General features: G+C 63.6%; 23 protein-coding genes and 1 pseudogene. 13 read left to right on the plus strand and 11 right to left on the minus strand.

The features are described 5' to 3' along the window. Nucleotides 1-40: 40 nt before the first annotated feature. Genes DNK06_RS21355 through DNK06_RS21365 form a run of 3 tightly spaced genes read right to left on the minus strand, consistent with a single transcriptional unit; the run spans nucleotide 41 to nucleotide 1,242 of the window. Entirely contained in the window at nucleotides 41-277 is a 237-nt protein-coding gene (locus tag DNK06_RS21355; RefSeq protein WP_131182007.1) for a hypothetical protein, read from the minus strand. Further along, entirely contained in the window at nucleotides 274-900 is a 627-nt protein-coding gene (locus DNK06_RS21360; protein WP_131182008.1) for an NAD(P)H-binding protein, read from the minus strand. Before DNK06_RS21360 ends, DNK06_RS21355 begins: the two co-directional genes overlap by 4 nt. Nucleotides 901-909: 9 nt before the next feature. Then, nucleotides 910-1,242: a hypothetical protein gene (locus DNK06_RS21365; RefSeq protein WP_131182009.1), complete on the minus strand. Its 333-nt coding sequence runs from the start codon at nucleotides 1,240-1,242 to the stop codon at nucleotides 910-912. A 186-nt stretch (nucleotides 1,243-1,428) separates the two neighbouring features. Between DNK06_RS21365 and DNK06_RS21370 the strand changes: the two genes are divergently transcribed. From DNK06_RS21370 to glgB, 7 genes are all read left to right on the plus strand, one after another. Then, complete coding sequence (locus DNK06_RS21370) at nucleotides 1,429-1,920, plus strand: MgtC/SapB family protein (RefSeq protein WP_131182010.1); 492 nt, start codon at nucleotides 1,429-1,431, stop codon at nucleotides 1,918-1,920. A gap of 81 nt (nucleotides 1,921-2,001) precedes the next feature. Beyond that, nucleotides 2,002-2,244, plus strand: coding sequence for a hypothetical protein (locus DNK06_RS21375; protein WP_131182011.1), 243 nt, complete (start codon nucleotides 2,002-2,004; stop codon nucleotides 2,242-2,244). Nucleotides 2,245-2,418: 174 nt separating this feature from the next. After that, nucleotides 2,419-3,243 (plus strand): non-homologous end joining protein Ku, encoded by an 825-nt coding sequence (gene ku / locus DNK06_RS21380; RefSeq protein WP_131182012.1) that lies wholly within the window; start codon nucleotides 2,419-2,421, stop codon nucleotides 3,241-3,243. A gap of 11 nt (nucleotides 3,244-3,254) precedes the next feature. Continuing rightward, nucleotides 3,255-5,801: a DNA ligase D gene (gene ligD, locus DNK06_RS21385; protein WP_131182013.1), complete on the plus strand. Its 2,547-nt coding sequence runs from the start codon at nucleotides 3,255-3,257 to the stop codon at nucleotides 5,799-5,801. A gap of 264 nt (nucleotides 5,802-6,065) precedes the next feature. After that, a complete protein-coding gene (locus tag DNK06_RS21390) occupies nucleotides 6,066-8,090 on the plus strand; it encodes an alpha-1,4-glucan--maltose-1-phosphate maltosyltransferase (RefSeq protein WP_131182014.1) in 2,025 nt (674 codons plus the stop codon). Between the two features lie 13 nt (nucleotides 8,091-8,103). Then, entirely contained in the window at nucleotides 8,104-11,436 is a 3,333-nt protein-coding gene (gene treS, locus DNK06_RS21395; protein WP_131182015.1) for a maltose alpha-D-glucosyltransferase, read from the plus strand. Next, nucleotides 11,433-13,637, plus strand: coding sequence for a 1,4-alpha-glucan branching protein GlgB (glgB, locus tag DNK06_RS21400; RefSeq protein WP_131182016.1), 2,205 nt, complete (start codon nucleotides 11,433-11,435; stop codon nucleotides 13,635-13,637). Before treS ends, glgB begins: the two co-directional genes overlap by 4 nt. Before the next feature lie 143 nt (nucleotides 13,638-13,780). On the opposite strand, the gene DNK06_RS21405 is transcribed toward glgB, so the two are convergent. Beyond that, nucleotides 13,781-14,065 carry a hypothetical protein gene (locus DNK06_RS21405; RefSeq protein WP_131182017.1) on the minus strand — a complete coding sequence of 95 codons (285 nt, stop codon included), beginning with the start codon at nucleotides 14,063-14,065 and terminating at the stop codon, nucleotides 13,781-13,783. Between the two features lie 285 nt (nucleotides 14,066-14,350). Between DNK06_RS21405 and DNK06_RS21410 the strand changes: the two are divergent. The 4 genes and pseudogenes from DNK06_RS21410 to DNK06_RS21425 all read left to right on the plus strand — a co-directional run. Then, nucleotides 14,351-14,461 (plus strand): annotated as a pseudogene (locus DNK06_RS21410) (transposase domain-containing protein); the annotation flags it as partial. A gap of 113 nt (nucleotides 14,462-14,574) precedes the next feature. Next, nucleotides 14,575-15,666 carry a DUF1615 domain-containing protein gene (locus tag DNK06_RS21415; RefSeq protein WP_423228078.1) on the plus strand — a complete coding sequence of 364 codons (1,092 nt, stop codon included), beginning with the start codon at nucleotides 14,575-14,577 and terminating at the stop codon, nucleotides 15,664-15,666. A gap of 80 nt (nucleotides 15,667-15,746) precedes the next feature. Continuing rightward, entirely contained in the window at nucleotides 15,747-16,586 is an 840-nt protein-coding gene (locus tag DNK06_RS21420; protein ID WP_131182019.1) for an AraC family transcriptional regulator, read from the plus strand. A gap of 47 nt (nucleotides 16,587-16,633) precedes the next feature. Continuing rightward, nucleotides 16,634-17,239, plus strand: coding sequence for a LysE family translocator (locus DNK06_RS21425; protein ID WP_131182020.1), 606 nt, complete (start codon nucleotides 16,634-16,636; stop codon nucleotides 17,237-17,239). A gap of 150 nt (nucleotides 17,240-17,389) precedes the next feature. On the opposite strand, the gene DNK06_RS21430 is transcribed toward DNK06_RS21425, so the two are convergent. Both DNK06_RS21430 and DNK06_RS21435 read right to left on the minus strand, forming a co-directional pair. Beyond that, nucleotides 17,390-18,067: a GNAT family N-acetyltransferase gene (locus DNK06_RS21430; protein ID WP_131182021.1), complete on the minus strand. Its 678-nt coding sequence runs from the start codon at nucleotides 18,065-18,067 to the stop codon at nucleotides 17,390-17,392. 38 nt (nucleotides 18,068-18,105) lie between these two features. After that, complete coding sequence (locus tag DNK06_RS21435) at nucleotides 18,106-18,732, minus strand: FMN-binding negative transcriptional regulator (protein WP_131182022.1); 627 nt, start codon at nucleotides 18,730-18,732, stop codon at nucleotides 18,106-18,108. A 90-nt stretch (nucleotides 18,733-18,822) separates the two neighbouring features. Here DNK06_RS21435 and pdxR point away from each other — a divergent pair, with 90 nt between their 5' ends. After that, complete coding sequence (gene pdxR / locus DNK06_RS21440; RefSeq protein WP_131182023.1) at nucleotides 18,823-20,379, plus strand: MocR-like pyridoxine biosynthesis transcription factor PdxR; 1,557 nt, start codon at nucleotides 18,823-18,825, stop codon at nucleotides 20,377-20,379. Nucleotides 20,380-20,617: 238 nt separating this feature from the next. After that, nucleotides 20,618-21,844 carry a PrpF domain-containing protein gene (locus tag DNK06_RS21445; RefSeq protein ID WP_242674753.1) on the plus strand — a complete coding sequence of 409 codons (1,227 nt, stop codon included), beginning with the start codon at nucleotides 20,618-20,620 and terminating at the stop codon, nucleotides 21,842-21,844. A 52-nt stretch (nucleotides 21,845-21,896) separates the two neighbouring features. Here DNK06_RS21445 and DNK06_RS21450 read toward each other — a convergent pair whose 3' ends face one another. The 5 genes from DNK06_RS21450 to DNK06_RS21470 form a co-directional block, all read right to left on the minus strand. Continuing rightward, nucleotides 21,897-22,889 (minus strand): lysylphosphatidylglycerol synthase domain-containing protein, encoded by a 993-nt coding sequence (locus DNK06_RS21450; protein ID WP_131182024.1) that lies wholly within the window; start codon nucleotides 22,887-22,889, stop codon nucleotides 21,897-21,899. After that, a complete protein-coding gene (gene clsB / locus DNK06_RS21455; protein ID WP_131182025.1) occupies nucleotides 22,886-24,118 on the minus strand; it encodes a cardiolipin synthase ClsB in 1,233 nt (410 codons plus the stop codon). Before clsB ends, DNK06_RS21450 begins: the two co-directional genes overlap by 4 nt. After that, nucleotides 24,115-24,894 carry an endonuclease/exonuclease/phosphatase family protein gene (locus tag DNK06_RS21460; protein WP_131182026.1) on the minus strand — a complete coding sequence of 260 codons (780 nt, stop codon included), beginning with the start codon at nucleotides 24,892-24,894 and terminating at the stop codon, nucleotides 24,115-24,117. Before DNK06_RS21460 ends, clsB begins: the two co-directional genes overlap by 4 nt. After that, on the minus strand, nucleotides 24,891-25,802 hold the full coding sequence (locus tag DNK06_RS21465) for a DUF72 domain-containing protein (protein WP_131182027.1): 912 nt from the start codon (nucleotides 25,800-25,802) through the stop codon (nucleotides 24,891-24,893). The genes DNK06_RS21460 and DNK06_RS21465 overlap by 4 nt, the downstream gene beginning before the upstream one ends. Nucleotides 25,803-25,888: 86 nt before the next feature. Next, nucleotides 25,889-26,302 carry a CBS domain-containing protein gene (locus tag DNK06_RS21470; RefSeq protein WP_131182028.1) on the minus strand — a complete coding sequence of 138 codons (414 nt, stop codon included), beginning with the start codon at nucleotides 26,300-26,302 and terminating at the stop codon, nucleotides 25,889-25,891. Nucleotides 26,303-26,441 lie beyond the last annotated feature (139 nt).

The raw sequence follows: 26,441 nt of genomic DNA on the forward strand, positions 1-26,441 counted from the left end.
TCGATGGGATTGGAATGAGCCGTGGGCCGTTGCGGGTGTTTCAGTGCGCGTGCTGTAGCCGGGTACGTTGCGCACGCTCACGCAGTCGCGCACGGCGCGGCGCATGCTGGCGACGCCAGGACTGGTTACTTGGTGAGGTGGGCAGCGGAGGGAATTCCTCGGCCAGCTGGGCTTCGAGCTGGTAACGATTGACCAGGCGCAGCATGCCCCAGAGCATCGCGGCCGAAACCATCAGCCAGCCCGATATCATCAACAGAATGTAGCTTTCAGGACTCATGGTGCCTCCTTGGCCTGAGGGCGAGAGTCGACGTGTATGCGTTGATTGACACTCGTCCCCAGCAGGCATTGGTCTATCACGCTGCAGGCGTAATGTTGCAGGGTGATGATTGCAGTATGGTCGATATCCCGAGCGGTCGCCTTGCTGCCGTTCGAGCGATGACTTGGCGCATCCACCAGCGTCCAGGCCAGTGGCGACTTGTGCAGGCTGTGCTGCAGATGCTCGACCTTTTCGGCCGGCAGCTCACTGGCATCGTCCAGCCAGCCGTGATCGCCGATCAGCATCAGGCGTTCCACCCGCGCCGTGGGTAGCCCCTCCAGCAGGGCGATAATGGCGTCGTACGTCCTGGCGAAACCGCGGGCGTCACCGCCGGCGCGCAGCTGCCAACTGCTCAACACGGCAATCACCGCATCCGTGCCCGCTATGCTGTGGCCAACGCTGGTGGCGTCGAACAGATCGCCGTTCTTGGCGCTCAACCTGGGGCGTGCCGCAATATCGGTCGGATCGTCGACGATCACGATGGCCTGCAGGCCTTTGCCCAGCAGGGCCTCCAGCAGGGCATCGGTAATTCTGTCCGGGGCGCCGTACAGGGCGATCTTATCGATGGTGTGCGAGGTGCTCATGGTGATCGCTCAAGACTGTCGTACTTGACCAGGCTCCTGCTCGGTCACAGCCACATCGCCGAGCGGCTTCACCTCGATATCGGTGATTTCGCTGGGCAGGTCGCTGCTGTGCAGCGATTCGACGTGGTAACGCGCCTGCTCGGGTGTGAGCACCGATGCTCCGGCCTGAACTTCGGTGGATTTCTTCTGTTTGCCGAGCCTGTAGCTGACGAGAAAGTAGTGATTTCTGGACATCCGAACCTTCTTTTTCCGTCGGGCGCTCTCGAGCGCGTTCAAGTGATGCTGCTTGTATGAAAGACCGGGCAACGTATCGGCGCGTTCAGGTTTTTTGTTGCCTGCCATCCCTGGCGGCAACCCTGCGGGCCGTCGCGGAGCGACGTCAAAAATTGCTCCCGGCAATTTTTTGCCGGACGGTCAGGCCTCTGAAAAAAGGACAAACCTATAGGCCTGCGCAAGGTCGATACAGGAGCGCCAGCAGCGGTTCGGCGAGGCGCGCTCATTTGGATCAAAGACAGGCTGGGAGCGATCATCTTGAGTTTCTGGGACGAGGTACTGGCCACACTGGCCAACGAGTTTTCCGATCTGAGTACTCCCGAGCAATTCACCCAGGTCACCTTGCGCCTGCTATTGGCGGCGCTGCTGGGTGGCCTGCTGGGGCTTGAGCGCGAAACTCATGGCAAGGCCGCGGGCGTCCGCACGCACATGCTGGTGGCGATGGGCTCGGCGCTGTTCGTACTGGTGCCTGCACAGATGGGCGCCGAGAGCGACGCCATGAGCCGGGTCATCCAGGGGCTGGTGGCCGGTATCGGTTTTCTCTGCGCCGGTACCATCATCAAGGGCAGCTCCATGGCCGAGGTGAAGGGGCTGACCACTGCTGCCGGTATCTGGCTGACCGCTGCGATCGGCATCACCGTGGGTATGGGCCGCGAGGCCACGGCGGTCTTGAGCACACTGCTGGCACTGTTCATCTTCAACACCGTGCAGCACTTCGTCACCTGGTTGGAAAAGCGCGCTCGCTGAATCCACTGGAACGCCTGGGCTTGCTTGCGCTCCTATCAGATAGGCCCGTATTAAATGGCCTCGAGAGAAGTGGAGTTCGGTATGTTCAGAAACTTCAAGGGATGCATTGCCTGGACGGATGCCATGAAGGATGGCCAGCAATATGTTGGCCTGATCGAATACCAACCCAAGTGCGCTGGCGCTGCGGTGCAGATGCTGTGGGTCGTCGCCCCCGGCTGCATCTGCGAGAGCGAAGCGGAAACCGTTGCTGACAACATGCTGCGCGAGATCCGCGACATCACCATCGACGGCAGCGTGATCTATCGCGACGGCGTGGCCCTGTAGCGAGACCCACTTGCCAGCAGAACCCGAACTGCGCCATCGCGGCGCAGTTTTCGTCTATCCGTTCTTCTCATTCCCCCCTGACACTGCCGCCAATCACGACACCTCGGCGGATCACTGAAACTTTTGTTTTCGCCCCCCAGTCACCCGTAAACGTTCATACAGCGGGGAGCCCTCATGGCACGTGCAATCTGGAAAGGGGCGATCAGTTTCGGGCTGGTGCACATTCCCGTTTCGCTGGTATCGGCGACCGAGACGCAGGGTATCGATTTCGACTGGCTCGATTCGCGCAGCATGGAGCCGGTCGGCTACAAGCGCGTCAACAAGGCCACTGGCAAGGAAGTCGACAAGGCACACATCGCCAAGGGCGTGCAGGTGGAGAAGGGCCGCTACGTGATCCTCGGCGAAGACGAGATTCGTGCCGCTCACCCCGAATCCACGCAGACCATCGATATCTTCGGCTTTCTCGATGCAGAAGCCATTCCGCTGCAGCATATCGAACGCCCCTATTACCTGGCGCCAGACAAGCGCGGTGAAAAGGTCTACGCGCTGTTGCAGCAAACCTTGAAGGACACCGGCAAGGTGGCCCTGGCTCACGTGGTGCTGCACGTCAAACAGCACCTCGCTGCGCTGATGGTCGACGACTCCGCGCTGCTGCTGGTGTTGCTGCGCTGGCCCGACGAGGTGCGTGGCCTCGATACCCTGGAACTGGGCGAGGCGGTGACCGGCGCCAAGCTGAGCAAGGGCGAGCGCGACATGGCCAAGCGTCTGGTGCGCGACATGGCGGTCGATTGGCAACCGGATGAGTACCACGACACCTTCCGCGACAAGATCATGACGCTGGTCGAGAAGAAGGCCAAGGCCGGCAAGATCGAGGATGTCGAAAGCGGCGAACGCAAGCCGGCAAGCAAAAGTGCCGATGTCATCGACCTGACCGATCTGCTCAAACGCAGTCTGGAGGGCAATTCATCCAAGCCGGCGCGCAAGCGGTCGGCGAAGTGAGGTGAGCAGGCATGGCCAAGGCAACCAGCGTCTACAACCGAAAACGCAACTTCGAATCCACCAGCGAGCCCCGAGAATCCGCGCAGCGCCGTCGCTCCAAGGCCGGAGCGTTGCGTTTCGTGGTGCAGAAGCACGACGCCCGCAACCTGCACTACGATTTTCGCCTGGAGCTGCAGGGCACCCTGAAAAGCTGGGCGGTGCCCAAAGGGCCGAGCCTCGATCCCAAGCAGAAGCGCCTGGCGGTACATGTCGAGGATCACCCGTTGGACTACGCGACCTTCGAGGGCAGCATTGCCGAGGGCAATTATGGCGCGGGCGATGTGATCGTCTGGGATCACGGCATCTGGCAGCCCGAGGGCGATCCTGTCGCCGCCTACGAGGCCGGCAAGCTCAAGTTCACCCTGATCGGCGAGAAGCTCGGCGGCGCCTGGGCGCTGGTGCGCACGCGGCTGAAGGGCAGCGGCGACAAACAGCAGTGGTTGCTGATCAAGGAACAGGACGACGTGGCGCGGCCCGCGAGCGATTACGACATCGTGACAGCGCTGCCGGCCAGTGTGATCAGTGGCGGTCTGGTCGGCGGCATGCAGAAGCCGGCGGCCAATCAGTCGCGATCATCCACAACCAGGCGCAAGGCCACGTCGAATACCAAGGCTCGCGGCAAAGACCAAGCCATGCCCGAGCTCCTGTCACCGCAACTGGCGACGCTGGTCAGCGCTCCGCCAGGCGGCGACTGGATGTACGAGGTCAAATATGACGGTTACCGCATCATGGCGCGCATCGCCGATGGCGAGGTGAAACTGTTCAGCCGCAACGGCCACGACTGGACGCAGCGCATGGCACCCCAGGCCGCGGCGCTGACCAAGCTCAAACTGGGTGATAGTTGGCTGGATGGCGAAGCCGTGGTGCTCGATGACAAAGGCCTGCCGGATTTCCAGGCTCTGCAGAATGCCTTCGATGAGGAGCGCAGTGCGGACATCCTGTATTTTCTCTTCGACGCGCCTTGGCTCGATGGGCGGGATCAGCGCAGCCTGCCGGTGGAAGAACGGCGTGCGGCCTTGCAGAAAGAATTGCCGGCACGGCGCAGCCTGCTGCGTTTCTCCGAGGCCTTCGAGGTGGATCACCAGAGCGTGCTGGGCAGCGCCTGCTCCCTGGGCCTGGAGGGTGTGATCGGCAAACGCGTGGGCAGTCCTTATCGATCTGCCCGCGGCCCGGACTGGATCAAGCTCAAATGCCGGCAACGCCAGGAGTTCGTGGTGGCCGGCTACACCGTTCCCCAGGGCAGCCGCTCGGGCTTTGGCGCGTTACTGTTGGCCGTCAATGATGCCGACGGCCTGCGTTACGCCGGGCGTGTTGGCACTGGCTTCAACCAGGCGCTGCTGAGCAACCTGCACAAACGCATGAAGGCACTCGCGCGTGATGCCTCGCCGCTAAGCAAGCAGCCGAGCGCGGCCCAACGCCGCGGCGTGCACTGGATCGAGCCGCAGTTGGTGGTGGAAGTGGCATTCGCCGGCTGGACGCAGGAAGGCCTGGTTCGCCAGGGTGCCTTCGTCGGTGAGCGCAGCGACAAACCGGCCGAGCAGATCGTCCGCGAACATGCGGCTTCCGCCGAGGCGGTGAGCGAGGTGTCAGAGAACGCGGCCAAGGGCTCGCGTCGTAATGGCCGGGAAAGCGTCGCCGATGTGTCCATCAGCCATCCGGATCGCGTCATCGATCCGCAGAGCGGGACAACCAAGGTCGAGCTCGCGCATTTCTATGCCGAGATCGCCGACTGGTTGCTGCCGGATGTGCGTACTCGCCCGGTATCGCTGCTGCGTGCGCCAAGTGGCGTGGACGGTGAGCAGTTCTTCCAGAAGCACGCCGAGCGTCTGGCGATTCCCAATATTCGGCACCTCGACCCAGCGCTGGATCCCGGTCACGACCGCTTGATGGCGATCGAGAATGTGCCAGCGCTGGTCGGCGCAGTGCAGATGGGCGCCATTGAGCTGCATACCTGGAACGCCACCTACGCCAGCATCGAGCGGCCAGATCGGCTGATCCTCGACCTTGATCCGGATCCGGCGTTGCCCTGGCGCGCCGTTGTCGAAGCGACGCGCCTGAGCCTGGCGGTACTCGATGAGCTGGGGCTGGAGGCGTTCCTGAAAACCAGCGGCGGCAAGGGCATGCACCTGGTCGTGCCACTTGCCCGGCATGTCGATTGGGACACGCTCAAGGTGTTCGGCAAGGCCGTCTCGCAGTTCATGGCCGACGAATTGCCGGATCGCTTCAGCGCGCGCATGGGCCCGAAAAACCGTATCGGCAAGGTTTATCTGGATTACCTGCGCAACCAGCGCGGTGCCAGCACGGTGGCAGCTTATTCGGTGCGCGCGCGGCCGGGACTGCCGGTATCCGTGCCGATCCGCCGTGAGGAGCTGGCGGAACTGCGTGACTCGGCGCACTGGCATATCGGCAATCTGCAGCAGCGGCTGTCGCGGTTGAAAACCGACCCCTGGGAGGGCTACGCCAACCGCCAGCGAATCACCCGAGCGATGTGGAAAAAGCTCGCTGCCGAAGCGCCGTGATGGCCCGGTGCCGGCCTTGTTCTGACCTGCTCATGGCGCCTCGGAAACTCTGAACTTTGCCAGCGCCAGCAGGTTCGGAGATAGACAGGTCACGGTGCCTCGGAACTTTTCTGTCAGAGCCTTTTTTCGATGCCGCAGATCTTGATTTCCCTCCAGGTGCCGCGGCTAACCCGCATTCAGGTACGCACTGTCGCGTACGGCCCATGGCATGTGCCATGGGGCTAACAGCTTAATACGCCTGCCAGGTGTGAGGAGCCCGTTTCGATGCCACCTGCTTATCTGCAAATCCCTTATCTGCAAGAGCCTGTCCGTCTTAGTCATGGCGAGTTGTCATTGGAACAGGCGCTGGAGTTGCCGCGCCTGGCCATCGAGGAGGTAGAGCCGCAGGTCGAGCAGGGCCGCTTCGCCGTCAAGGCGATAGCCGGCGATCGGGTCACGGTCAGCGCGCTGATCTTTGCCGATGGCCACGACAAGCTCGCTGGTGAAGTGCTGTGGCGCTATGTCGGCGCCCAGGATTGGCATCGCGAGCCTCTGGAATCTATCGGCAATGACCGCTGGCAGGCCGAGATAACCCCGCAGCGGGTCGGTGAGGTCGAGTTCCTTATCGAGGCCTGGTGGGATGTTTACGCGAGCTATTGCTACGAGTTGTCGAAGAAATTCGGTGCTGGCGTGATCATCACCCTGGAGCTGCAGGAAGGCGAACTGTTGTTGCGTCAGGCTGCGGAGCGTGCCGAAGGCGACCTGGCCATGATCCTGCAAGCGCTGATCGATGAATTACTCGATTTGCAGAGCCTCGACGAGCGCGTGGCCCTGCTGCTGGCGCCGCAAACCCAGCATATGGTGCGCCGTGCCGAAGGGCATCCGCACCGAGCCCGCAGCGCCGTCTATCAGCTCGATGTGGAGCGCCCGCTGGCGCGCTTCGCCAGCTGGTACGAGTTGTTCCCGCGCTCCGAGACCGATGATCCGTCCCGCCACGGCACCCTGCGCGATGTGATTCGCCGGCTGCCAGACATCCAGGCCATGGGCTTCGATGTGCTGTATTTTCCGCCCATTCACCCCATCGGTACCACACACCGCAAGGGCCGCAACAATTCGCTCACGGCCGGGCCGGACGATCCTGGCAGCCCTTACGCCATCGGTAGCCACGAAGGCGGACACGAGGCGATTCACCCGCAGCTCGGTACCCGCGAGGACTTCATCGCCCTGGTCGAGGCCGCCCGCGAGCATGACCTGGAGATCGCCCTGGATTTCGCCATCCAGTGTTCGCCGGATCACCCGTGGCTCGAGCAGCATCCGGGCTGGTTCAGCTGGCGCCCGGACGGCAGCATCCGCCATGCGGAAAACCCGCCGAAGAAGTACGAAGATATCGTCAACGTCGACTTCTACGCCGAGGACGCGGTGCCCGGATTGTGGCTGGCGCTGCGTGACGTGGTGCGTGGCTGGGTCGAGCTGGGCGTGTACCAGTTCCGCGTCGACAACCCGCACACCAAGCCGCTGCCGTTCTGGGAATGGCTGATCGCCGATATTCGCAAGACCCATCCGCAGGTGATGTTCCTCGCCGAGGCCTTCACCCGCCCGGCGATGATGGCGCGCCTCGGCAAGCTGGGGTTCACCCAGAGCTACACCTACTTCACCTGGCGCAACACCAAGGCCGAACTGGAAACCTACCTCACCGAGCTCAACGAGGCGCCGTGGCGCGACTGCTACCGGCCCAACTTCTTCGTCAACACGCCAGATATCAACCCATACTTCCTGCACCACAACGGTCGTGCCGGTTTCCTGATTCGCGCCGCGCTGGCGACCATGGGCTCGGGGCTGTGGGGCATGTACTCCGGCTTCGAGATCTGCGAATCCCTGCCGGTGCCGGGCAAGGAGGAGTACCTGGATTCGGAGAAGTACGAGATCCGCCCGCGCGACTATCAGGCGCCCGGCAATATCGTCGCCGAGATCGCCCAGCTCAACCGCATCCGCCGCCTCAACCCGGCCCTGCAGACACACCTGGGTTTCCAGGCCTTCACCTGCTGGAACGACAACATCCTGTACTTCGGCAAGCGCACCGCCGACCGCGAGAACTTCATCCTCGTGGCCATCAGCCTCGATCCGCACAACGCCCAGGAAGCGCACTTCGAATTGCCGCTCTGGGAGCTGGGGCTGGACGACGACGCCACGACCCTGGGCGAGGATCTGATGAGCGGCCATACCTGGCAGTGGCACGGCAAGGTGCAGTGGATGCGCATCGAGCCCTGGCACCAGCCGTTCGGTATCTGGCGTATCCGCGTGGCAGGCTGAGAGGGCATAACCGATGGCACGAAAAGCCCGACGCGATACGTTCCTCAACGACCCGCAGTGGTACAAGGACGCGATCATCTATCAGGTGCACGTCAAGTCATTCTTCGACGCCAACAATGACGGCATCGGTGATTTCACGGGGTTGATCGACAAGCTCGACTACATCGCCGACCTGGGCGTCAACACCCTGTGGTTGCTGCCGTTCTACCCGTCACCGCGCCGCGATGACGGTTATGACATCGCCGAGTACCGCGGTGTGCACCCGGACTACGGCACCATGGCCGATGCCCGCCGCTTCATCGCCGAAGTCCACAAGCGCGGCTTGCGGGTGATCACCGAACTGGTCATCAACCACACCTCGGATCAGCATCCCTGGTTCAAGCGGGCCCGTGCCGCGAAGCGTGGCAGCAAGGCGCGGGACTTCTACGTGTGGTCCGATGATGACGGCAAGTACGACGGTACGCGGATCATCTTTCTCGATACCGAGAAATCCAACTGGAGCTGGGATGCCGAGGCCGGGCAGTACTACTGGCACCGCTTCTATTCGCACCAGCCGGATCTGAATTTCGATAACCCGCAAGTGCTCAAGGAAGTGCTGGCGGTGATGCGCTTCTGGCTGGACATGGGCGTCGATGGTTTGCGCCTGGACGCCATCCCGTACCTGATCGAGCGCGACGGCACCAACAACGAGAATCTGCCGGAAACCCACGAAGTGCTGAAGAAGATTCGCGCCGAGCTGGATGCCAATTACCCGGATCGCATGTTGCTGGCCGAAGCCAACCAGTGGCCCGAAGACACTCAGCTGTATTTCGGCGGCCAGAACGGCGGCCCTGGCGATGAATGCCATATGGCGTTCCATTTCCCGCTGATGCCGCGCATGTACATGGCCATCGCCCAGGAAGATCGCTTTCCGATCACCGATATCCTGCGCCAGACGCCGGAGATTCCGGACAACTGCCAGTGGGCGATCTTTCTGCGCAACCACGATGAGCTGACCCTGGAAATGGTCACCGACCACGAGCGCGACTACCTGTGGAACTACTACGCGGCCGATCGCCGCGCACGTATCAACCTGGGTATTCGTCGCCGCCTCGCGCCGCTGGTAGAACGTGATCGGCGTCGCATCGAACTGCTCAACTGTTTGCTGCTGTCCATGCCGGGTACGCCGACGCTGTACTACGGCGATGAGATCGGTATGGGCGACAACATCTTTCTGGGCGACCGCGACGGCGTGCGCACACCGATGCAATGGTCGCCGGATCGCAATGGTGGGTTTTCCCGCGCCGATCCCGCCAGCCTGGTGCTGCCACCGGTAATGGATCCGCTGTATGGTTTTCAGAGCGTCAACGTCGAGACCCAGTCCCGCGATCCGCACTCGCTGCTCAACTGGACGCGGCGCATGCTCAACATCCGCAAGCAGCACAGGGCATTCAGCCGCGGCACCCTGAAGATGCTCACGCCCAACAACCGTCGTGTGCTGGCTTACCTGCGCGAGTCGACCGATGCTGAAGGCAACCCGGAACTGATCCTCTGCGTGGCCAATCTGTCCCGCGCGGCCCAGGCGGTCGAGCTGGAGTTGTCGGCCCACGACGGCAAGGTGCCGGTGGAGATGGTTGGCGGCTCGTCGTTCCCACCCATCGGCCAGCTCAATTACCTGCTGACCCTGCCACCTTACGGCTTTTACTGGTTCCTGCTCGCCGAGGCGGCGCAAATGCCCAGCTGGCACGTGCCACCGGTCGATCGCCTGCCGGAACTGACCACCCTGGTCATCAAGAAGCAGCTCGGCGAGCTGCTGCAACTGCCAGCCCGCGCGACCCTGGAGCAGGAGTCGCTGCCGGCCTATCTGCCCAAGCGTCGCTGGTTCTCGGGGCAGGGCGAGGATCTGGGCCCGGTCAAGCTGCTCTACGCCATTCCCTTCGGTGGCGCGGACGAGCTGTACGTGCTCAGTGAGGTGGAAGTCAGCCGTGAGTCGGGCGCCTGCGAGCATTACCAGGTGCCACTGGGGTTCGTTGGCGAGCATGAAGCCGGCAGCAGCGTGCCTCAGCAACTGGCCATGGCGCGTCTGCGCCGTGGACGGCAGGTCGGGTTGCTGACCGATGGTTTCACCCTCCCTGGTTTCGTCCGTCACGTGATGCGTCATTTGCGTGAGCGCAGCGTGCTGGGTTGGCAGGGCAGCGAGATCCAGTTCGTGCCGACGCCGCGTCTGGAGGCGCTGGGTGATCTGGCCGACGCGGACGTGCAGCTGATCTCTGCCGAGCAATCCAACAGTTCGGCGATCATCGCCGAGCTGGCGGTGCTCAAGCTGGTTCGCCGCGTGCTGCCCGGCATTCACCCGGAAGCCGAGGTGGGCGGCTACCTGACCGCCGTCGGCTTCGAGCACATCGCGCCGCTGTTGGGCGAGGTGCGCCGGGTCGACGAGCAGGGCGTGCCCCATACGCTGATGATTCTGCAGGGCTATCTGAACAATCAGGGCGATGCCTGGCAGTGGACGCAGAACAACCTGGAGCGGGCCATTCGCGATGAGCTGGCCGGTGGCCTCTCGCAACAGGAAAACCAGTACACCGCCCTGGCAGAACTGGAATCCTTCGCCGGACTCCTCGGGCAGCGCCTGGGCGAAATGCATGTGGCCCTCGGCCAGCCCAGCGACAACCCGGATTTCGGTTATCGGGAAGCCAATGAGGCCGATGTGGCCGAGTGGTCGCAGAGCATCGCCGCCCAGGTGCGGGAAGCACTGAATGTAGTGGCCGAAGGCAGAGGGCATCCGCCGGGTGAGGCGGCCAATCAGGCCGATTGGCTGGCCGCGCGGCACGAGCAGATCATCACTCTGGTGAACGATCTGGCACGCCGTTCGGCGGGCGGTATCCGCATGCGCGTGCATGGCGACCTGCACCTTGGCCAGGTGCTGGTGGTGCAGGGCGATGCCTACCTGATCGACTTCGAAGGCGAGCCGACGCGCACCCTGGACGAGCGCCGTGCATTCTACAGCCCGCTCAAGGATGTCGCCGGCATGCTGCGCTCTTTCGACTATGCCGCCGCCATGGCCATGCGCAGTGCCCAGAGCGCGGACGTATCGAACGAGGCAGAGGAGGCGCGTCAGCGCATCGCCGGGCTCTATCGCAGCCAGGCCAGAACGGCTTTCAACGAAGCCTATCGCCTGGCCGCGGCGAATCTGCCCCATGCCTGGCACGACCGCGAAGGTGAAGTGGCGGCGTTGGCGCTGTTCTGTATCGAGAAAGCGGCCTACGAAATCCTGTATGAAGCGCGCTATCGACCCGATTGGCTGGAGGTTCCAGTACAAGGACTGATAGAGCTGACCAAATATCTTTTGGGGAGCGGTAAACGATGATCAATGGAGAAACCGATCGCCAGGTGGCGGGTGTCGAGCGCGCTGCCATCGAGGCCCTGGTGCGGGCCGAGCACGGCGATCCATTTTCGATTCTAGGGCCCCATGAACTGGCTCACGGCCTGACGATTCGCACCTATTTGCCCGGCGCCCTGGGTGTCGAGCTGATCCACGCGGTTACCGGCGAGGAGCTCGGCGCGCTGGAGCAGTCCAGTGTGCCAGGGCTGTTCAGCATTCGCGTGGAGCAGCGCATTCCCTATCGCTACCGCATCCACTGGAGTTCCGGTGTACAGGAAACCGAAGACCCCTACGCCTTCGGCCAACTGCTCGGTGAGATGGATCTGTACCTGTTCGCCGAAGGCAACCACCGCGAGCTTGGCAAGAGCCTCGGCGCCCAATTGACCACCCATGAAGGTGTGCAGGGCGTGCGCTTTTCCGTGTGGGCACCGAATGCCCGCCGGGTGTCGGTGGTCGGCGGTTTCAATGACTGGGATGGTCGTCGCCACCCGATGCGTCTGCGCCAGCCGAGCGGGGTCTGGGAATTGTTCATTCCGCGCCTCGCTGCGGGCGAAGTCTACAAGTACGAGATTCTCGGTCGTGACGGCCTGTTGCCGCTCAAGGCCGACCCCATGGCGCTGGCCAGCGAGCTGCCGCCGGCCACCGGTTCGGTGGTTTCCGCGCCGCTGGAGTTCGACTGGCGTGACGGCGACTGGATGCAGCGCCGTCAGGCCCATCAGGGCTACCAGGCGCCCATGTCGATCTACGAAGTGCATGCTGGCTCATGGCGCCACGATGGTGATGAAGAGGGCCGCGTGCTGAGCTGGAAAGAGCTGGGCGAGCAGTTGATTCCCTATGTGCAGCAGTTGGGCTTCACCCATATCGAGCTGATGCCGATCATGGAGCATCCCTTTGGTGGCTCCTGGGGTTACCAGTTGCTGTCGCAGTTCGCGCCCACAGCGCGCTATGGCAGCCCGGCGGATTTCGCCGCCTTCGTCGACGCTTGCCACCAGGCCGGCATCGGCGTGATTCTCGACTGGGTGCCGGCGCATTTCCCCACCGATGCTCACGGCCTGGGCCAGTTCGATGGCACCGCGTTGTACGAGTACGCGCACCCCTTCGAAGGCTTCCACCAGGATTGGGATACCTACATCTACAACCTCGGCCGCACCGAGGTGCATGGTTTCATGCTGGCCTCGGCGCTGCACTGGCTGCGTGCCTATCATATCGATGGCCTGCGCGTGGATGCGGTGGCTTCGATGCTTTACCGCGACTATTCGCGCAAGGAAGGCGAGTGGATTCCCAATCGTCATGGCGGGCGCGAGAATCTGGAGAGCATCGACTTCCTCCGTCATCTCAACGATGTGGTGACCCAGGAAGTGCCCGGTGCCCTGGTGATTGCCGAAGAGTCGACCGCCTGGCCCGGCGTCAGTCGGCCGGCTCAGGAGGGCGGCCTGGGGTTTGCCTACAAGTGGAACATGGGCTGGATGCACGACAGCCTCCAGTACGTCGCCGAAGACCCGCTGCACCGTCAGCACCATCACCACCAGTTGACCTTCGGCCTGCTGTACGCCTTTTCCGAGCACTTCGTGCTGCCGATTTCCCATGACGAAGTGGTGCACGGCAAGCGCTCGCTGCTCGACAAGATGCCCGGTGATCGTTGGCAGAAGTTTGCCAACCTGCGCCTGTACCTGAGCTTCATGTGGAGCCATCCGGGCAAGAAGCTGCTGTTCATGGGCTGCGAGTTCGGCCAGTGGCGCGAGTGGAACCACGACCATGAACTGGATTGGTACCTGCTGCGTTACGGCGAGCACAAGGGCGTGCAGCAACTGGTCAGCGACCTCAACGGTCTGTACCGCCACGAGCCTGCGCTGCACAGATTGGACGGCCAGGCCGAGGGCTTCGCCTGGCTGATCGGCGACGATGCCATCAACAGTGTGTTCGCCTGGCTGCGTCAGGATGAAAGCGGTGCACCACTCCTTGTGGTGCACAACTTCACGCCCGAGCCGCGCAATGGCTATCGCGTCGGCGTACCGAAGGAGGGGGCCTGGCACGTGCTGCTCAACAGCGATGCCGAGCGCTACGCCGGCTCGAATGCTGGCAGTCAAGGCGGGCTGCTGACCGAGGCACTCGCCAGCCATGGCCAGCCGCAGTCGTTGTTACTGGATCTGCCACCACTCGCCACGCTGGTGATCAAGCCGCAGTGAGGGCAGGAAGGATGGATCTAGAGGGCGATCCATCTTTCTTCGTGAAGCGCCATTCGCCTGGAAGGCCGTTTTCAACGGCTTTCCATGGGCTACCTGTTCTTGAAGGCTCAGGTGGCCCATGGCAACGCCAGGACGCTATGCCGTCAGACGTAGGGCTGACCGGAGAAACCGCGTGGCAGACGATGGGTACCCGGCAGCTCGGTGAGGTGCTGTTGCCAGGCGGAGCGCCAGTCAGTGCGAGGCTGATTACTCTTGGCCTGGCGAGCGGCACGACGGGCCGCATTGCGGGTGTCGCGACGGGCCTGTTGGTAGACTTCGGTGTTGCGGCAGTTGCGGCACTTGACCCGATTCAGCTCTTTGCTGGAGGTGACGTTTTCGCCGTGGGTGCCACAGGCCAGGTGACCATTGGTCTTGTAATGGGTAACCATGGGTGGATCTCCTTACACATGTCGATCCTGGAGCGAAACTTGCTCCGTGTCCGCAGGCCTGATGATTCAGGCCGTAGGTGTTTGGTAGACCGTTACGCCTGTGCCTCGGTTCGAACTGCTTTTCCGCCGCACATGGGTCAATGCCCGTCACCGCGGTAAGGCGGATCAATATCTGTAGGGTGGATCGGGGCGCGCAGCCTGGCGAAGCGTAATCCGTCGTTTTACCGTGAACGGTTTTGTCGCTTCATTCGGCGGATTACGCCTTCGGCTAATACGCCCTACGGCCTGAATGGTCATGGTTCATGCGCCTATCTGAAGGATGTTCTCACGCGCCTGCCGACGCAGAGGGCGAGTGAGATCGAGCAGTTGTTACCACATAGGTGGCGGCTGGCTTGATCACACAAGGCGTGACGCCCGGACGCATACCTCCGAGCCTGGCGAAATTATCGCGGATAGGCTGCGTGCTGGCGTTGTCTCACCAAGGTTGTATCTATCTGAGGATGTTCCTGGTGAAGCCATTGTTCCTGCGTACGCCTTGTGCGCTGTTGATCCTGCTGCTGGCTGGCTGTTCCAGCCGTGGGCCGCAGGTACCGGCGCCGAAACCGGCCGAGGTGCGCGCGCAGATCGTCCGGCTGTTGCCAGCACAGACAGCGGATCGTCAGGGGTGGGCGGCCGATATCTATGCCGCGTTCGCCGCCCAGGACATTCCGCCGACCACCGAGAACATCTGCGCCGTGCTGGCGGTGACGGAGCAGGAGTCGGCTTTCCAGGCCGACCCGCAGGTGCCGGGCCTGGCGAAGATCGCCCGGGCGGAAATCGACCGCCGTGCAGCCAGCCTGCATATTCCGCGCATGCTGGTGAATGCCGCGCTGAACATCGAATCGCCCACTGGCAAGACCTATCAGCAACGCCTGGACAGCGTGCGCACGGAAAAACAACTGAGCGCCATCTTCGATGACTTCACCGGCATGGTGCCTCTCGGTCGGCAATTGTTCGGCACCCTCAATCCGGTGCGTACCGGTGGGCCGATGCAGGTCAGCATCGCCTTCGCCCAGGCGAATGCCGAGGGTTATCCCTATCCGCCCGACGGCTCGATTCGCCGCGAGGTATTCAGCCGCCGCGGTGGCATGTATTTCGGCATCGCACACCTGCTGGGTTATCCAGCCAATTACCCGAAACCTCTGTACCGTTTCGCCGACTTCAACGCCGGCTGGTACGCCAGCCGCAATGCCGCCTTCCAGCATGCGGTCACCACCGCCTCGGGCATCCCGCTGGCGCTGGATGGCGACCTGATCATCCACGGCAGCAGCAAGGCCGGTTCCACCGAACTGGCCGTGCGCTCCCTGGGCAACCGCCTGAACATGAGCGATAGGGCGATCCGTCGGGCGCTGGAGCAGGGCAACAGCCTGGACTTCGAGTCGAGCCGTCTGTACGAACGGGTTTTCGCCCTGGCAGAAGACGCCGAAGGCAAGCCATTGCCGCGGGCCGTGCTACCAGGGATCGTGCTGAAAAGCCCGAAGATCACCCGGCGCCTGACCACCGCCTGGTTCGCCGAGCGTGTCGACAGCCGCCATCAGCGGTGTATGGCGCGGGCCAGGTAAAGGACTGCACAAAACTTCCAGAATAAGCGCGGCGGCTCGGTTAGCATGGAAGTTCCACAGAACGTGGCGCTGGAGCAGGCATGAGCGCACAGAGCTGGGTCGATCTGGCCCAGGACGAAGACACCGGTATCGAGACCATCCGCGCGCATTTTCGCGGACACGCCTACGATCCTCACTGGCACGACGCCTATCTGGTCGGTTTTACCGAGCAGGGCGTGCAGCAGTTCCATTGCCGCAAGCAACTGAACAGCAGCCTGGCCGGTCAGGTGTTTCTGCTCGAGCCCGGTGAGCTGCATGATGGCCATGCGCCGGAACCGGAAGGCTTCACCTATTCCATGCTGTACCTGGATGCCCAGTGGCTGGAGCGCGAGTTGCGCAGCCTGTTCGAACAGGCGCCCGCCGACTGCCTGCCGGGGTTCAGTGCGACCCTGGCCAGTGAGCCGCGCCTGCTGGCGGCTGTCGGCGAGGCCTTTGGCGCCCTGCATCGCCAGGAGATGCGCATGGTCAGGCAGGGTGCACTCGACGGCCTGCTGACTCGCCTGACCGAACAACTGCACTGGCGTCGACGACTCGATCCGGATCCGCGTCTGCCACTGGTGGCGCAACGGGCGCGGGATTTCCTGCATGATCAGCACACCCGCGATATTGGCCTCGATGACCTGGCCGCTGCCTGCGGTGTCGATCGCTTTCGCCTGAGCCGCGCCTTCAAGGCAGCGTTCGGCCTGGCGCCGCACGCTTACCTGGTGCAATTGCGCCTGGCGCGAGCCCGACATCTGCTGGCCCGTGGCGAGCCACCGGTGCAGGTCGCGGCGATCCTCGGTTTCGCTGACCAGAGCCACCTTGGCCGCTGGTTCCGGCGCGCTTACGGCATGACCCCCGCCCATTACCAGCGCCGCTGCTCAAACCTTCCAGACGCCTGACTCTGCTCGACTCATCATCAGCTTTCGGTTTGTTCTGGAGCGGGTCGATGAGTCAGTTGTTGCCTTTCATGCTGTTCGCTTTCGTCGCGTCCATCACGCCGGGGCCGACCAATGTGCTGGTGCTCGGTAGCAGTGCCCGCTACGGCGTGGCGGCGACCTTGCCGCTGGTGCTGGGTGCCTGTTTCGGTGCGGCGGCTATCGTGGTAGCGGTGGGGCTTGGCCTGGGCGAGCTGCTGCAACAACATCCGCGCCTGCAGTGGGCGATGGCCTGGTTCGGCGTGCTGTGGCTGAGCTACCTGGCGTGGCGGATCTTCACCAGCCCGCCTGCTGCACTGGATGGCTCGGATGTACAGCGTGGCGAGCACCGGCTCGGGCTGTTCGCCGGTGCGGCGCTGCAACTGGTCAACCCCAAGACCTGGATGATGGCCCTGGCGGTGGTCAGCATTTTCGCCACGCCCGGCCCCGGGCAGGCCATGCGGGTGAGCCTGCTGGCGGCGATCTTCCTGGCGATTTCGCTACCCTGTCTGGGTTGCTGGGCATTGCTGGGGCGCGGTGCTGCCAGGGTGTTCACGTCAGCGCGGGCCATGACCCGTTTCAATCAGGCCATGGCGTTGCTGTTGCTGCTTTCGGCCTGGCTCGGCGCGCCGCTGTAATCCCATCGCCCGCAAGGCTAGGCGCCCCCGCAGCTCCTACATGACGGTGGGTAACGCAATCCTGTAGGAGCGGCGACCTCGCCGCGAATGCTGGCGGTGATGCGGAGAGTGCGGGATGGCTGCAATCGCATCGCCCCGAGGTCGGGGCTCCTACCGGGTGCGCAGTTCTTCCAGGCGCTGACGCTGATTGCCCTGCTCGTCGAAATTGTCGGGTGACAGCCAGCGTTGCAGAGCGTTGCGGCACCGCGGCCATTCGCTGTCGATGATCGAGAACCAGGCGGTATCGCGGTTCTGTCCCTTGATCACGGCGTGCTGGCGGAACAGGCCCTCCTGAACGAAACCCAGGCGTTCGGCGGCGCGTCGCGAACGCTGGTTGCGAGCGTTGCACTTCCACTCCAGGCGCCGATTGCCGAGGTTGTCCATTGCCAGGCTCATCAACAGCCAGATCGCCTCGGTGGAGGCGGGCGAGCGCTGCATGGCACGGCCAAAGGCGATATGGCCAATCTCGATACAACCGTCATTCACGGCGATGCGCAGGAAACTGAGCAGGCCCACGACGCGTTGCGTGGCGTTGTCCCGTACGGCGAAGAACAGTGGATCGCTGCTGGCCTGATTGGCCGCCAGCCAGGCATCGAACGGTGCACGTTCGGCGAACGGGCCGTAGGGCAGGTAATCCCACAAGGATGGGTCGCTGTCCGCACCCTGCAGTGCATGCCAGAGATCATCGCCATGGCGCGCGGCATCCAGTGGTTCCAGGCGCACGTAGCGGCCATCGATGGCCGCGCGGGGCGGTGTCGAGACGGGTTTCCAGTCGAGCAGGGTGGTCATGGTGCACCTCGGGATGTACGCGGTTTGTATTGTGCTGCTCAGGGATTCATGCGTTGCGCCAGGGCGCGGTCGCGATAGTCGCTGCTGGCGCTGAGGCCGTCATGTACGCCCTGGCGATCCGCCTCGCTGCGGTTCTGGCCAAGCTTCCATTTGCCTTCCAGGCGCTCGATGGGCAGGGCGAAGCCGACGATGGCGCGTAACATGCCGGCGATGTAATCCTGTGGCGCATCGCCTGGCGCCCAGGGTTGCGGGCGCGGGTCTTCGTGGCGTGCGGTCAGTTCGTCGAGCAGGCTCAGCAGGCGCTCGGCATCGTCGAATACTTCAGCGCGACCATAGGCGTGCACGGCAATGTAATTCCAGGTCGGCACCACCTTGCCGTGCTCGGCCTTGGCCGGGTACCAGGACGGACTGACATAGGCATCGGCGCTATTGAAGATCACCAGCGCCTCGCCGCCTTCGGCCAGCACCCGCCAGTGTGGATTGGCCCGCGCCAGGTGGCCGTACAACGTGCCATAGGGGCCTTCTTCGGGGCGCAGCAGCAAGGGCAGGTGGCTGGCTTGCAGGCCGTTTTCGCCATGGCTGATCAGGGTGGCCAGGCGGCAATCGGCGATCTCCCGGTGCAGGGCAGCGAGGTCGTTCTGGCGGAAAGCGGAGGGCACGTACATGGCTCGTTCCAATGAGAGGACGAGCTCATGCTAGAACTGCTATTGGTCTGTTGTAAGATCCATTTTCTGTGACTTTAATGGGGCCAATTCATGGCGTCTTCAGCACTCTTGCCGGTCGATCTGTCGGGCCTGCGTCTGCAGCCTGGCAGGGGATTGGCTCGTCAGCTCTACCAGGCTCTGCGCGAACGCATGCTCGATGGTCGCTTGCCCGGTGGCACACGTTTGCCAGCCAGCCGGCAGTTGGCCGAGCGTCTGGGCGTGTCACGCAATACCGTGAACCGTGCGCTGGATCAGCTCTACGCCGAGGGCTACGTGCAGGGGCGCGTCGGTGATGGCACCTATGTGGCCGATATCGCCGCGGTGGCAGAGGCGCCAGTTGCCGAAACGCCTGGCACCGCTACGAGTGCCGCGCTGCAGTTGCTTGACGAGCACCACCTGCCGTCGCCGTTGCCGGGGGCGCCACGGGCTTTTCGCGTCGGCGTGCCGGCCTTCGATCTGTTTCCGTTCGAGACCTGGGCGCGGCTCTCGGCGCGTTTCTGGCGCAGGCCATCGCCGGCGCGGCTGGGCTACGGCGATCCGGCTGGCGACCCGCAATTGCGCGAATTGATCGCTGCCTACCTGCGCAGTAGCCGTGGGCTGCAGTGCGATCCGGCGCAGATCATCGTTACCTGCGGTGCGCAGCAGGCAATCAGTCTGTGCGCGCAACTGCTGATCGGGCCGGGCGACCCGGTGGCCGTCGAAGACCCGGGTTACCGTGCCGCCGCCCATGCCTTCACCGTTGCCGGTGCACGGTTGCGGGGTATTGCCATCGATGCCGACGGCTTGGATGTCGCGGCGCTGGAGCGGGCAGGGGCCTGCCGACTGGTCTATGTCACGCCTTCGCACCAGTATCCGACCGGAGTAACGCTGTCGCTGTCCAGGCGCCTGGCGCTGCTCGACTGGGCTGAGCGCAACGAGGCCTGGATCATCGAAGACGATTACGACGGCGAGTACCGCTACAGCGGCACGCCCCTGGCGCCGCTGGCCGCCTTGGATCGCGCGCAGCGCGTTCTCTACGTCGGCACCTTCTGCAAGATCGCTTTTCCGGCCCTGCGCCTCGGCTATCTGGTACTGCCGCCCAGGCTGGCCCGTGCCTTCGCCCGCCGTCGCGCCGTGGATATGCGCCATTGCGAAATCGGCACCCAAGCGGTGATGGCCGAGTTCATCGCCGCCGGGCATTTCCAGCGGCATATCCGCCGCATGCGCAATGCCGCCCGCGCGCGCCGCGATGCCTTGCTTGCAGGCTGGCCATGGGCCGTGCCGGGCTGCGCGTCGCTGCCCGAAGTACAGGCAGGTCTGCATGTGAGCGTGCGTTGCGAAAGCCTGGCGCGCGAGCGCGAGCTGGTTGCCGGGGCCGCCGCCGTTGGCGTCGAGATCAATCCACTCAGCGCCTACTGGCTGCCCGACAGTAATACGCCGCAGAATGAGCGTGCCGGCCTGGTACTCGGCTTTGCGGCGGTGCCGGAAAAGGATATCGATGATGCGCTGCAAGCCTTGCGCGGCGCTTGGAATCTCCCTAGCCACCAAGCCATTCACGCCGAGGCTGGCTGGCAAACAACCGCTACGCCGTCGAAGCGCACTTCGGGCGGACACCGCGATGATCGATGAAAAGAGCGGCGCAGACACAACCGGCGAAACTGCTCCAGTGGATCGGGCGCGTAGCTGACGCTCTTTTCATCCACCATCGCGATTGCAGAGCGGTGGACGGGGCGGGCCGCGCAGGTGAAGTGTCGTCCACCCAACGAACTGCTGCCGATCATACGGATACGGGTTCCTGTTTGCCGACTAAGCAAAGATCGTGAGCAGCTTTTAAGATAGGCACCCACCCGAGCATGAGGAAACACCGATGCGGATGTTGCAGTCTGCCGAATTCCAGCCCCGCCTGCGTGATGGCCTGATCGAGTTTCCTGTACATCACGTGCGCGGCGGAACCTCCACCGGCCTGGTGCTCTGGGAGCCGTTCGCGCCTGCTGACCCGGCGTTGCGTGAAGAGCTGTTGCGCCATCTGATGGGCGTGCCGCTGAGTGGTTCGCAACCCGGCAATCGGCAGATCACCGGTCTTGGCCGCGGCGCTCCAACCAGCAACAAGGTGTTTTTCGTCGATTGGGAATCTGCCAGCGACGGCGAGCGACTGGTCAGCACCCTGGCGCAGTTGGCCGGTGATCACGCGGCAGTCGACTGGAGCGTCAATTGCGGGAATCTTTCCAGCGCCTTGCCGCTGTGGGCGCTGGATGTCGGCCTGGTCACGGCCGCGCCGGGCGAGGCCCGCGATATCGGCATTCGCAATAGCAACACCGGCGTACTCAGTACCGGGCGTATCGGTCGTGCTGCCGATGGTGCCCTGGTCACGGCAGCGATTCCTGGCGTCGACGGTGAGTTTCCCTCCGTCGACCTGTTCCTGCACGACCCCGTGGGTGCCAAGACAGGGCAACTGCTGCCGACCGGCCAGGTCGTCGAGCGGATCGACGGGCGTGCGGTGTCCTGCGTCGATGTGGCGGTGCCGATGGTCATCGCTCTGGCCAGCGATTTCGGCAAGACCGCCCACGAGCCGCTCGCCGAACTGCAAAGCGATCAGGCGTTCATGGCCGACTTGCGCCGTGTGTGGGTGGAGGCGGGCCTGCGCATGAGGCTGCGTCGCCGCGACGGTGAGTTGATGACGGCCGACGAGTTGGCACGCAGCGAAACCCAGCCAAAGGTCTGTATCGTTGGGCCACCCAAAGCGGACGGTAACCTTTCGGTGCGCTATTTCACGCCGCAGGTTCTGCATGCATCGATGGCGGTTTCCGGCGGTTGCTGTCTGGCGGCTGCGGCATTGATTCCGGGCTCGGTGGCCTGGCAGGTCGCCAAAGGGCTCGAAGCGCCGTCAGGCGAGTTCGCCGATATCGAAGTGGCCATCGAAAACCCCGCCGGCATTCTCGCCACTACCGTGGTGGCGCGTGAGCACGAGGGCAAGTTGCAGATCAGCAGTGCGGCTTATCGGCGAACGGCGCAGGTGCTGCTGCGCGGGTATGTGCCGCTGTATCGGGCATCGCCGGCCCTGGTCGCGGCACTGCGGCCGCTGACGCAAGGCTAGGCTCCGGCGCGGTCGTGCGGAAACGTCAACAGACCCTAACATGCCCACGGCCTCAGGCCGGATCGGTACTCTCTGCGGAGGTTTCCTGGTTGCTGTTCCGGCGCAGCTTCTTCGCGCGTTTCTCCAGCACCAGGTACACCACGCAGGCGACGGCCAGGGGCAGCAGGAAGTAGATTGCCCGGTAGCCGATCAACGCGGCGACGATGCTGCCCTTGGGCATCTGGTGCTGCAGCAGGGCGATGAACACCGCCTCGATCACACCCAGCCCGGCAGGGATATGGGTGATCACCCCAGCGATGCTGCTGATCATCAGAATGCCGAGAATCATCGGGTAGAAGGCTTCTTCCGGCAGCAGCAGGTAGATGATCAGCGCCATCAGCGACCAGTTCAGCGCGCCCAGTGCCGCTTGCAACAAAGCCATGGGCAGTGCCGGCAGGGTCAGTTCATGGCCGCGTACGCTCCAGGTACGGCGCTTGGAAAACTGGCAGGCCAGCAGATAGCCGATCCCCACCGCCAGCAAAGCCAGGCCGATGATGCGCAGCCCGGTGGCGCCGATGCTCCAGCTTTCCGGCAGCTCCAGCAGGCCGAAGGTGAACAGCACTCCCGCCAGCAGGATGTAGCCCAGCCAGTTGGTGATCAGGCTCATGCTCAATACGCGGGTGATGGTCGAGACCTTGAGCCCCAGGCGCGAATACAGGCGATAGCGCAGGGCGACGCCGCCGACCCAGGAACTGAGGTTGAGGGTGAAGGCATAACAGACGAAGGTCAGCGGCAGGATCTGCCGCGCCGGCAGTTTGTGGCCGGTGTAGGCGCGGCCGATCAGGTCGAAGCTCGAGTACACGGCGTAGCTCAGCGCCGAGACGCCGACTGCTGCGAGCAGAATACCGCCGCTGTAACCGCGCAGCGCCTTGCTGACCTCCTGCCAGTCGAGATTCTTGACCAGCACGAACAGCAACACCGGCACCAGGATGAAGAAACACAGGGTCAGCAGGCGTTTGGCCCAACGCCACACGGGCTTGCCTTGCTTGTCGTCGGGCGCGCTCACGAGACTTTCTCCTGGTCGACCTGCAAAGTACTGCACGGCGGATTTTCGACTTCCGGCTGCAGCAGCTTGAGCCGTGGAGAGTGCGCCGGGAACCAGCCGGCGATGGCCGGGAAATGGCGCAGGAAGTGGAAGCACAGGAAGATCAGCGGCGCGCGCCACCAGTAGCCGCGCATCACCCGTTTCAGCGGCACCGACTTGCAGCTGGAGGTAGCCAGCTCCATCAGGTGTTCGTACAGGCGGCGGTTGAGCGCCGGGTCGCGGACGATCACGTTGGCTTCCAGGTTCAGCGACAGGCTCAGCGGATCCAGGTTGCTGGAGCCCACGGTCGACCATTCATGATCGGCCAGTGCCACCTTGCCGTGCAGCGGACGCTGGCAGTATTCGTAGATGGTCACGCCGTCGCGCAGCAGGTAGTTGTAGGTCAGCCGTGAGCACAGGCGTACCAGCGGCATGTCCGGCTGGCCCTGCAGGATCAGCGTGACCTTGACCCCACGCCGCGCTGCGTTGCGCAGTTCGCGCAGCAGGCGATAGCCCGGGAAGAAATAGGCGTTGGCCACCACCAGCCGGTGCTGGGCATTGCGGATAGCGTCCAGGTAGTGCTGTTCGATGGTGTTGGTATCGGTGTCATTGTCACGCACGGCCATCAACAGGCGGCTGTTACCGGCGTGGCGCTGCAGGGTCGGCTGATTGCTGCGGCGCAACGCCACCTGGCGGTCGTCGCGGCTTTCCAGCAGGCGCTCGCTGGCGGCATGCAGGTCGGCGACGATCGGGCCGCGTACGCGTACCGCGTAGTCCTGCTTGGCCATCGGCCCGTAGTCATCGAGGTGGTCGGCGCCGAAGTTGATGCCGCCGACATAGGCGATTTCGCTGTCGATCACCACGATCTTGCGGTGCAGGCGACGGAACAGGTTGGTGCGCATGCCCAGCAGGCGCTTGCCTGGGTCGAACATATGCACGCGCACACCGGCCTCGACCAGTGCGGCGACATACTGCGGCGTCAGGTCGGCGGTGCCGTAACCGTCCACGGTGATCTCCACGCGGGCGCCATTTTTCGCCGCGGCGATCAGCGCTTCCTGCAGCTCCATGCCGACCTTGTCTTCGAAGATGATGAAGGTTTCCAGCAGCACTTCGCGTTGCGCATTGCGAATGCTCTCGAACACGGCCGGAAAGAAATCCTCGCCATTGATCAGCAAATCGACCTGGTTGCCATCACGCCAGTCGTACTTCATAGCCGTATCTCCACAGCCAACGGTGCATGATCCGACAGGTGCGACCAGGGGCGAGTCGACAGCACCTGCGGGTGGTGAGTCGTTGCGTTACGCACGTAGATGCGATCCAGACACAACAGCGGCCAGCGCGCGGGGAAGCTCTTGGCCGGTGTGCCGTGCTCGCTGACGAAAGCCTCTTTCAAGCCGCTGGCGGCCAGCAGCCCGTCGGCGCGCTTGCGCCAATCGTTGAAGTCCCCGGCGACGATCACCGGGGCATCGGCGGGCAGTCGGTCGAGCACCTTGCACAGCAGGTCGAGCTGCTGCTTGCGATGGATTTCGCGCAGCCCAAGGTGCACGCAGATGGCGTGCACTTCGGCGTGGCCCGGCACGTCGAGTACCGAGTGCAGCAGGCCGCGTTGCTCCTGGGTACCGATGGAGATATCCAGGTTCTCGTGGCGCAGGATGGGGAATTTCGACAGCAGCGCGTTGCCGTGATCGCCGTGCGGGTAAACGGCGTTGCGCCCGTAGGCGAACTGCGGCCACATGCTGTCGGCGAGAAACTCGTACTGTGGCGTCGGCGGCCAGTCTTCGTAGCGCTTGGCATGGTGTTCGTGGGTGCCGTGCACCTCCTGCAGGAACACCATATCCGCCGACAGCGTGCGCACCGCGTCGCGCAGCTCCGGCAGGATGAAACGCCGATTCAGCGCGGTGAAACCCTTGTGGGTGTTGACCGTGAGAATCTTCAGCGAATGTACCGCGCTGGCCAATTCGGTCGGGGCGGGTTGGAGGGTGGTCATGAGGGAGCTCCTGGCGACCGGCCGGGGGCGTTGGGTAGAGCCTCGGCCAGATCGAACTTCTGTAAAAGCGAGTAGGCGTCGTAGGGCGCGCGTACCTTGAGGTCGTTGTCGAAATAGCAGTAAACGTCACGCGAGGCCCGTGCCCGCGGCTTGTGTTTGTCGATCAGTTGCGCGTCGCCGGGGTGGTGACCGCGGCTCCAGGTGGCGATGCGCTGGTGCCAGTGATCCAGCGCCTGTTCGTCATAGCCACTCTCGTAGAGCTTGCCGTTGCCGTGCAGGCGCAGGTAGACGAAGTCGCTGGTCAGGTCTTCGGCGTAGGGCCACTTGCCGCCGCTGTCGGCGAACACCAGGGCGACCTTGTGCTTGCGCAGCAGGGCGATGAAGGCTGGGTCACGGAAGCTGTCATGGCGGATTTCCACGGCATGCTGCAGGCGCTGGTGATGGGTCACCTCGAGGCTGCCCTCGCTGTGGCGATCCGCTGCGCGCGCACAGCGCTGCGCCTGTTCGGTATCTTTCGGCAGCAGGGCGAGAAATTCGGCGAAGCGCTGCTCGTCGAAAGCCATGCTCGGCGGGAATTGCCAGAGAATCGGGCCCAGCCTGTCGCCCAGTTGCAGCGGGCCGGAGGCGAAGAAATTGGCGATTGGCGTGGCCACATCGTTCAAGCGGCGTATGTGGGTGATATAGCGCGGCGCCTTGACCGCGAAGCGAAAACCGCTCGGTGTTTCGCTGGCCCAGCCGGCATAACGCTCGGGTGTCTGCAGGGCATAGAACGAACCATTGATCTCGATGCTGCTGACTGCGCGGGAGGCGAATTCCAGCTCCTCGCGCTGGCGCAACCCGGGCGGATAGAAATCGCCACGCCAGGGCGCGTAGCGCCAGCCGGAGATGCCGATATGGATACGGTTCAAGGGTGTGCACCGACATGATGGGCACCGGCCGGCAGGCTACCTGTGCGAACGTTCGCACACGCAACCGGCTGCCTTCGCCCCATGGCTCAGTGAGCCCCGGTGACGCTGCGCAGCAGGGCTACGCTGGCATCGTTGTCGCCGCCCTGAGCGATATTGCCCAGGGAAATCACGCCAACCAGCCGCTTCTCGCGGCTGAGCACCGGTAGGCGGCGCACCCTGTTCTCGCCCATGTTGCGGGCGACATGCTGCAGGTCTTCATCCTCGAAGCAGTAGCGGATGTCGCCACTCATCACTTCGGAGATCGGCGTTTCGCCCGGCATACCGGTGGCCACAGCGCGAATGGCGATGTCGCGGTCGGTGATCATGCCGATCAGGCGATCGTCCTGATTGACCAGCAGGGCACCACAATCGATGCGCGCCATTATCGCGGCCGCTTCGTGGATGGTCTGGCTTGGCGTGATGGTTTGCACGCCGCGGGTCATGATATCGCTGACTTTCATTCTGTCCTCCTGGTCGGTGGTCGAGCTGGTTCAGCGAGGCGCCTGGGTAGCCGTATGCGTTCCAGGCGTCGTTAAATTCCGACTGGAAGGACAGAGTGGGGTTCAAGGTTTCTGCCGGCTGGACGGCGGGCGCTCGGGC

Source organism: Phytopseudomonas daroniae (assembly GCF_004327285.1).
GTDB classification, from domain to species: Bacteria; Pseudomonadota; Gammaproteobacteria; order Pseudomonadales; family Pseudomonadaceae; genus Aquipseudomonas; species Aquipseudomonas daroniae.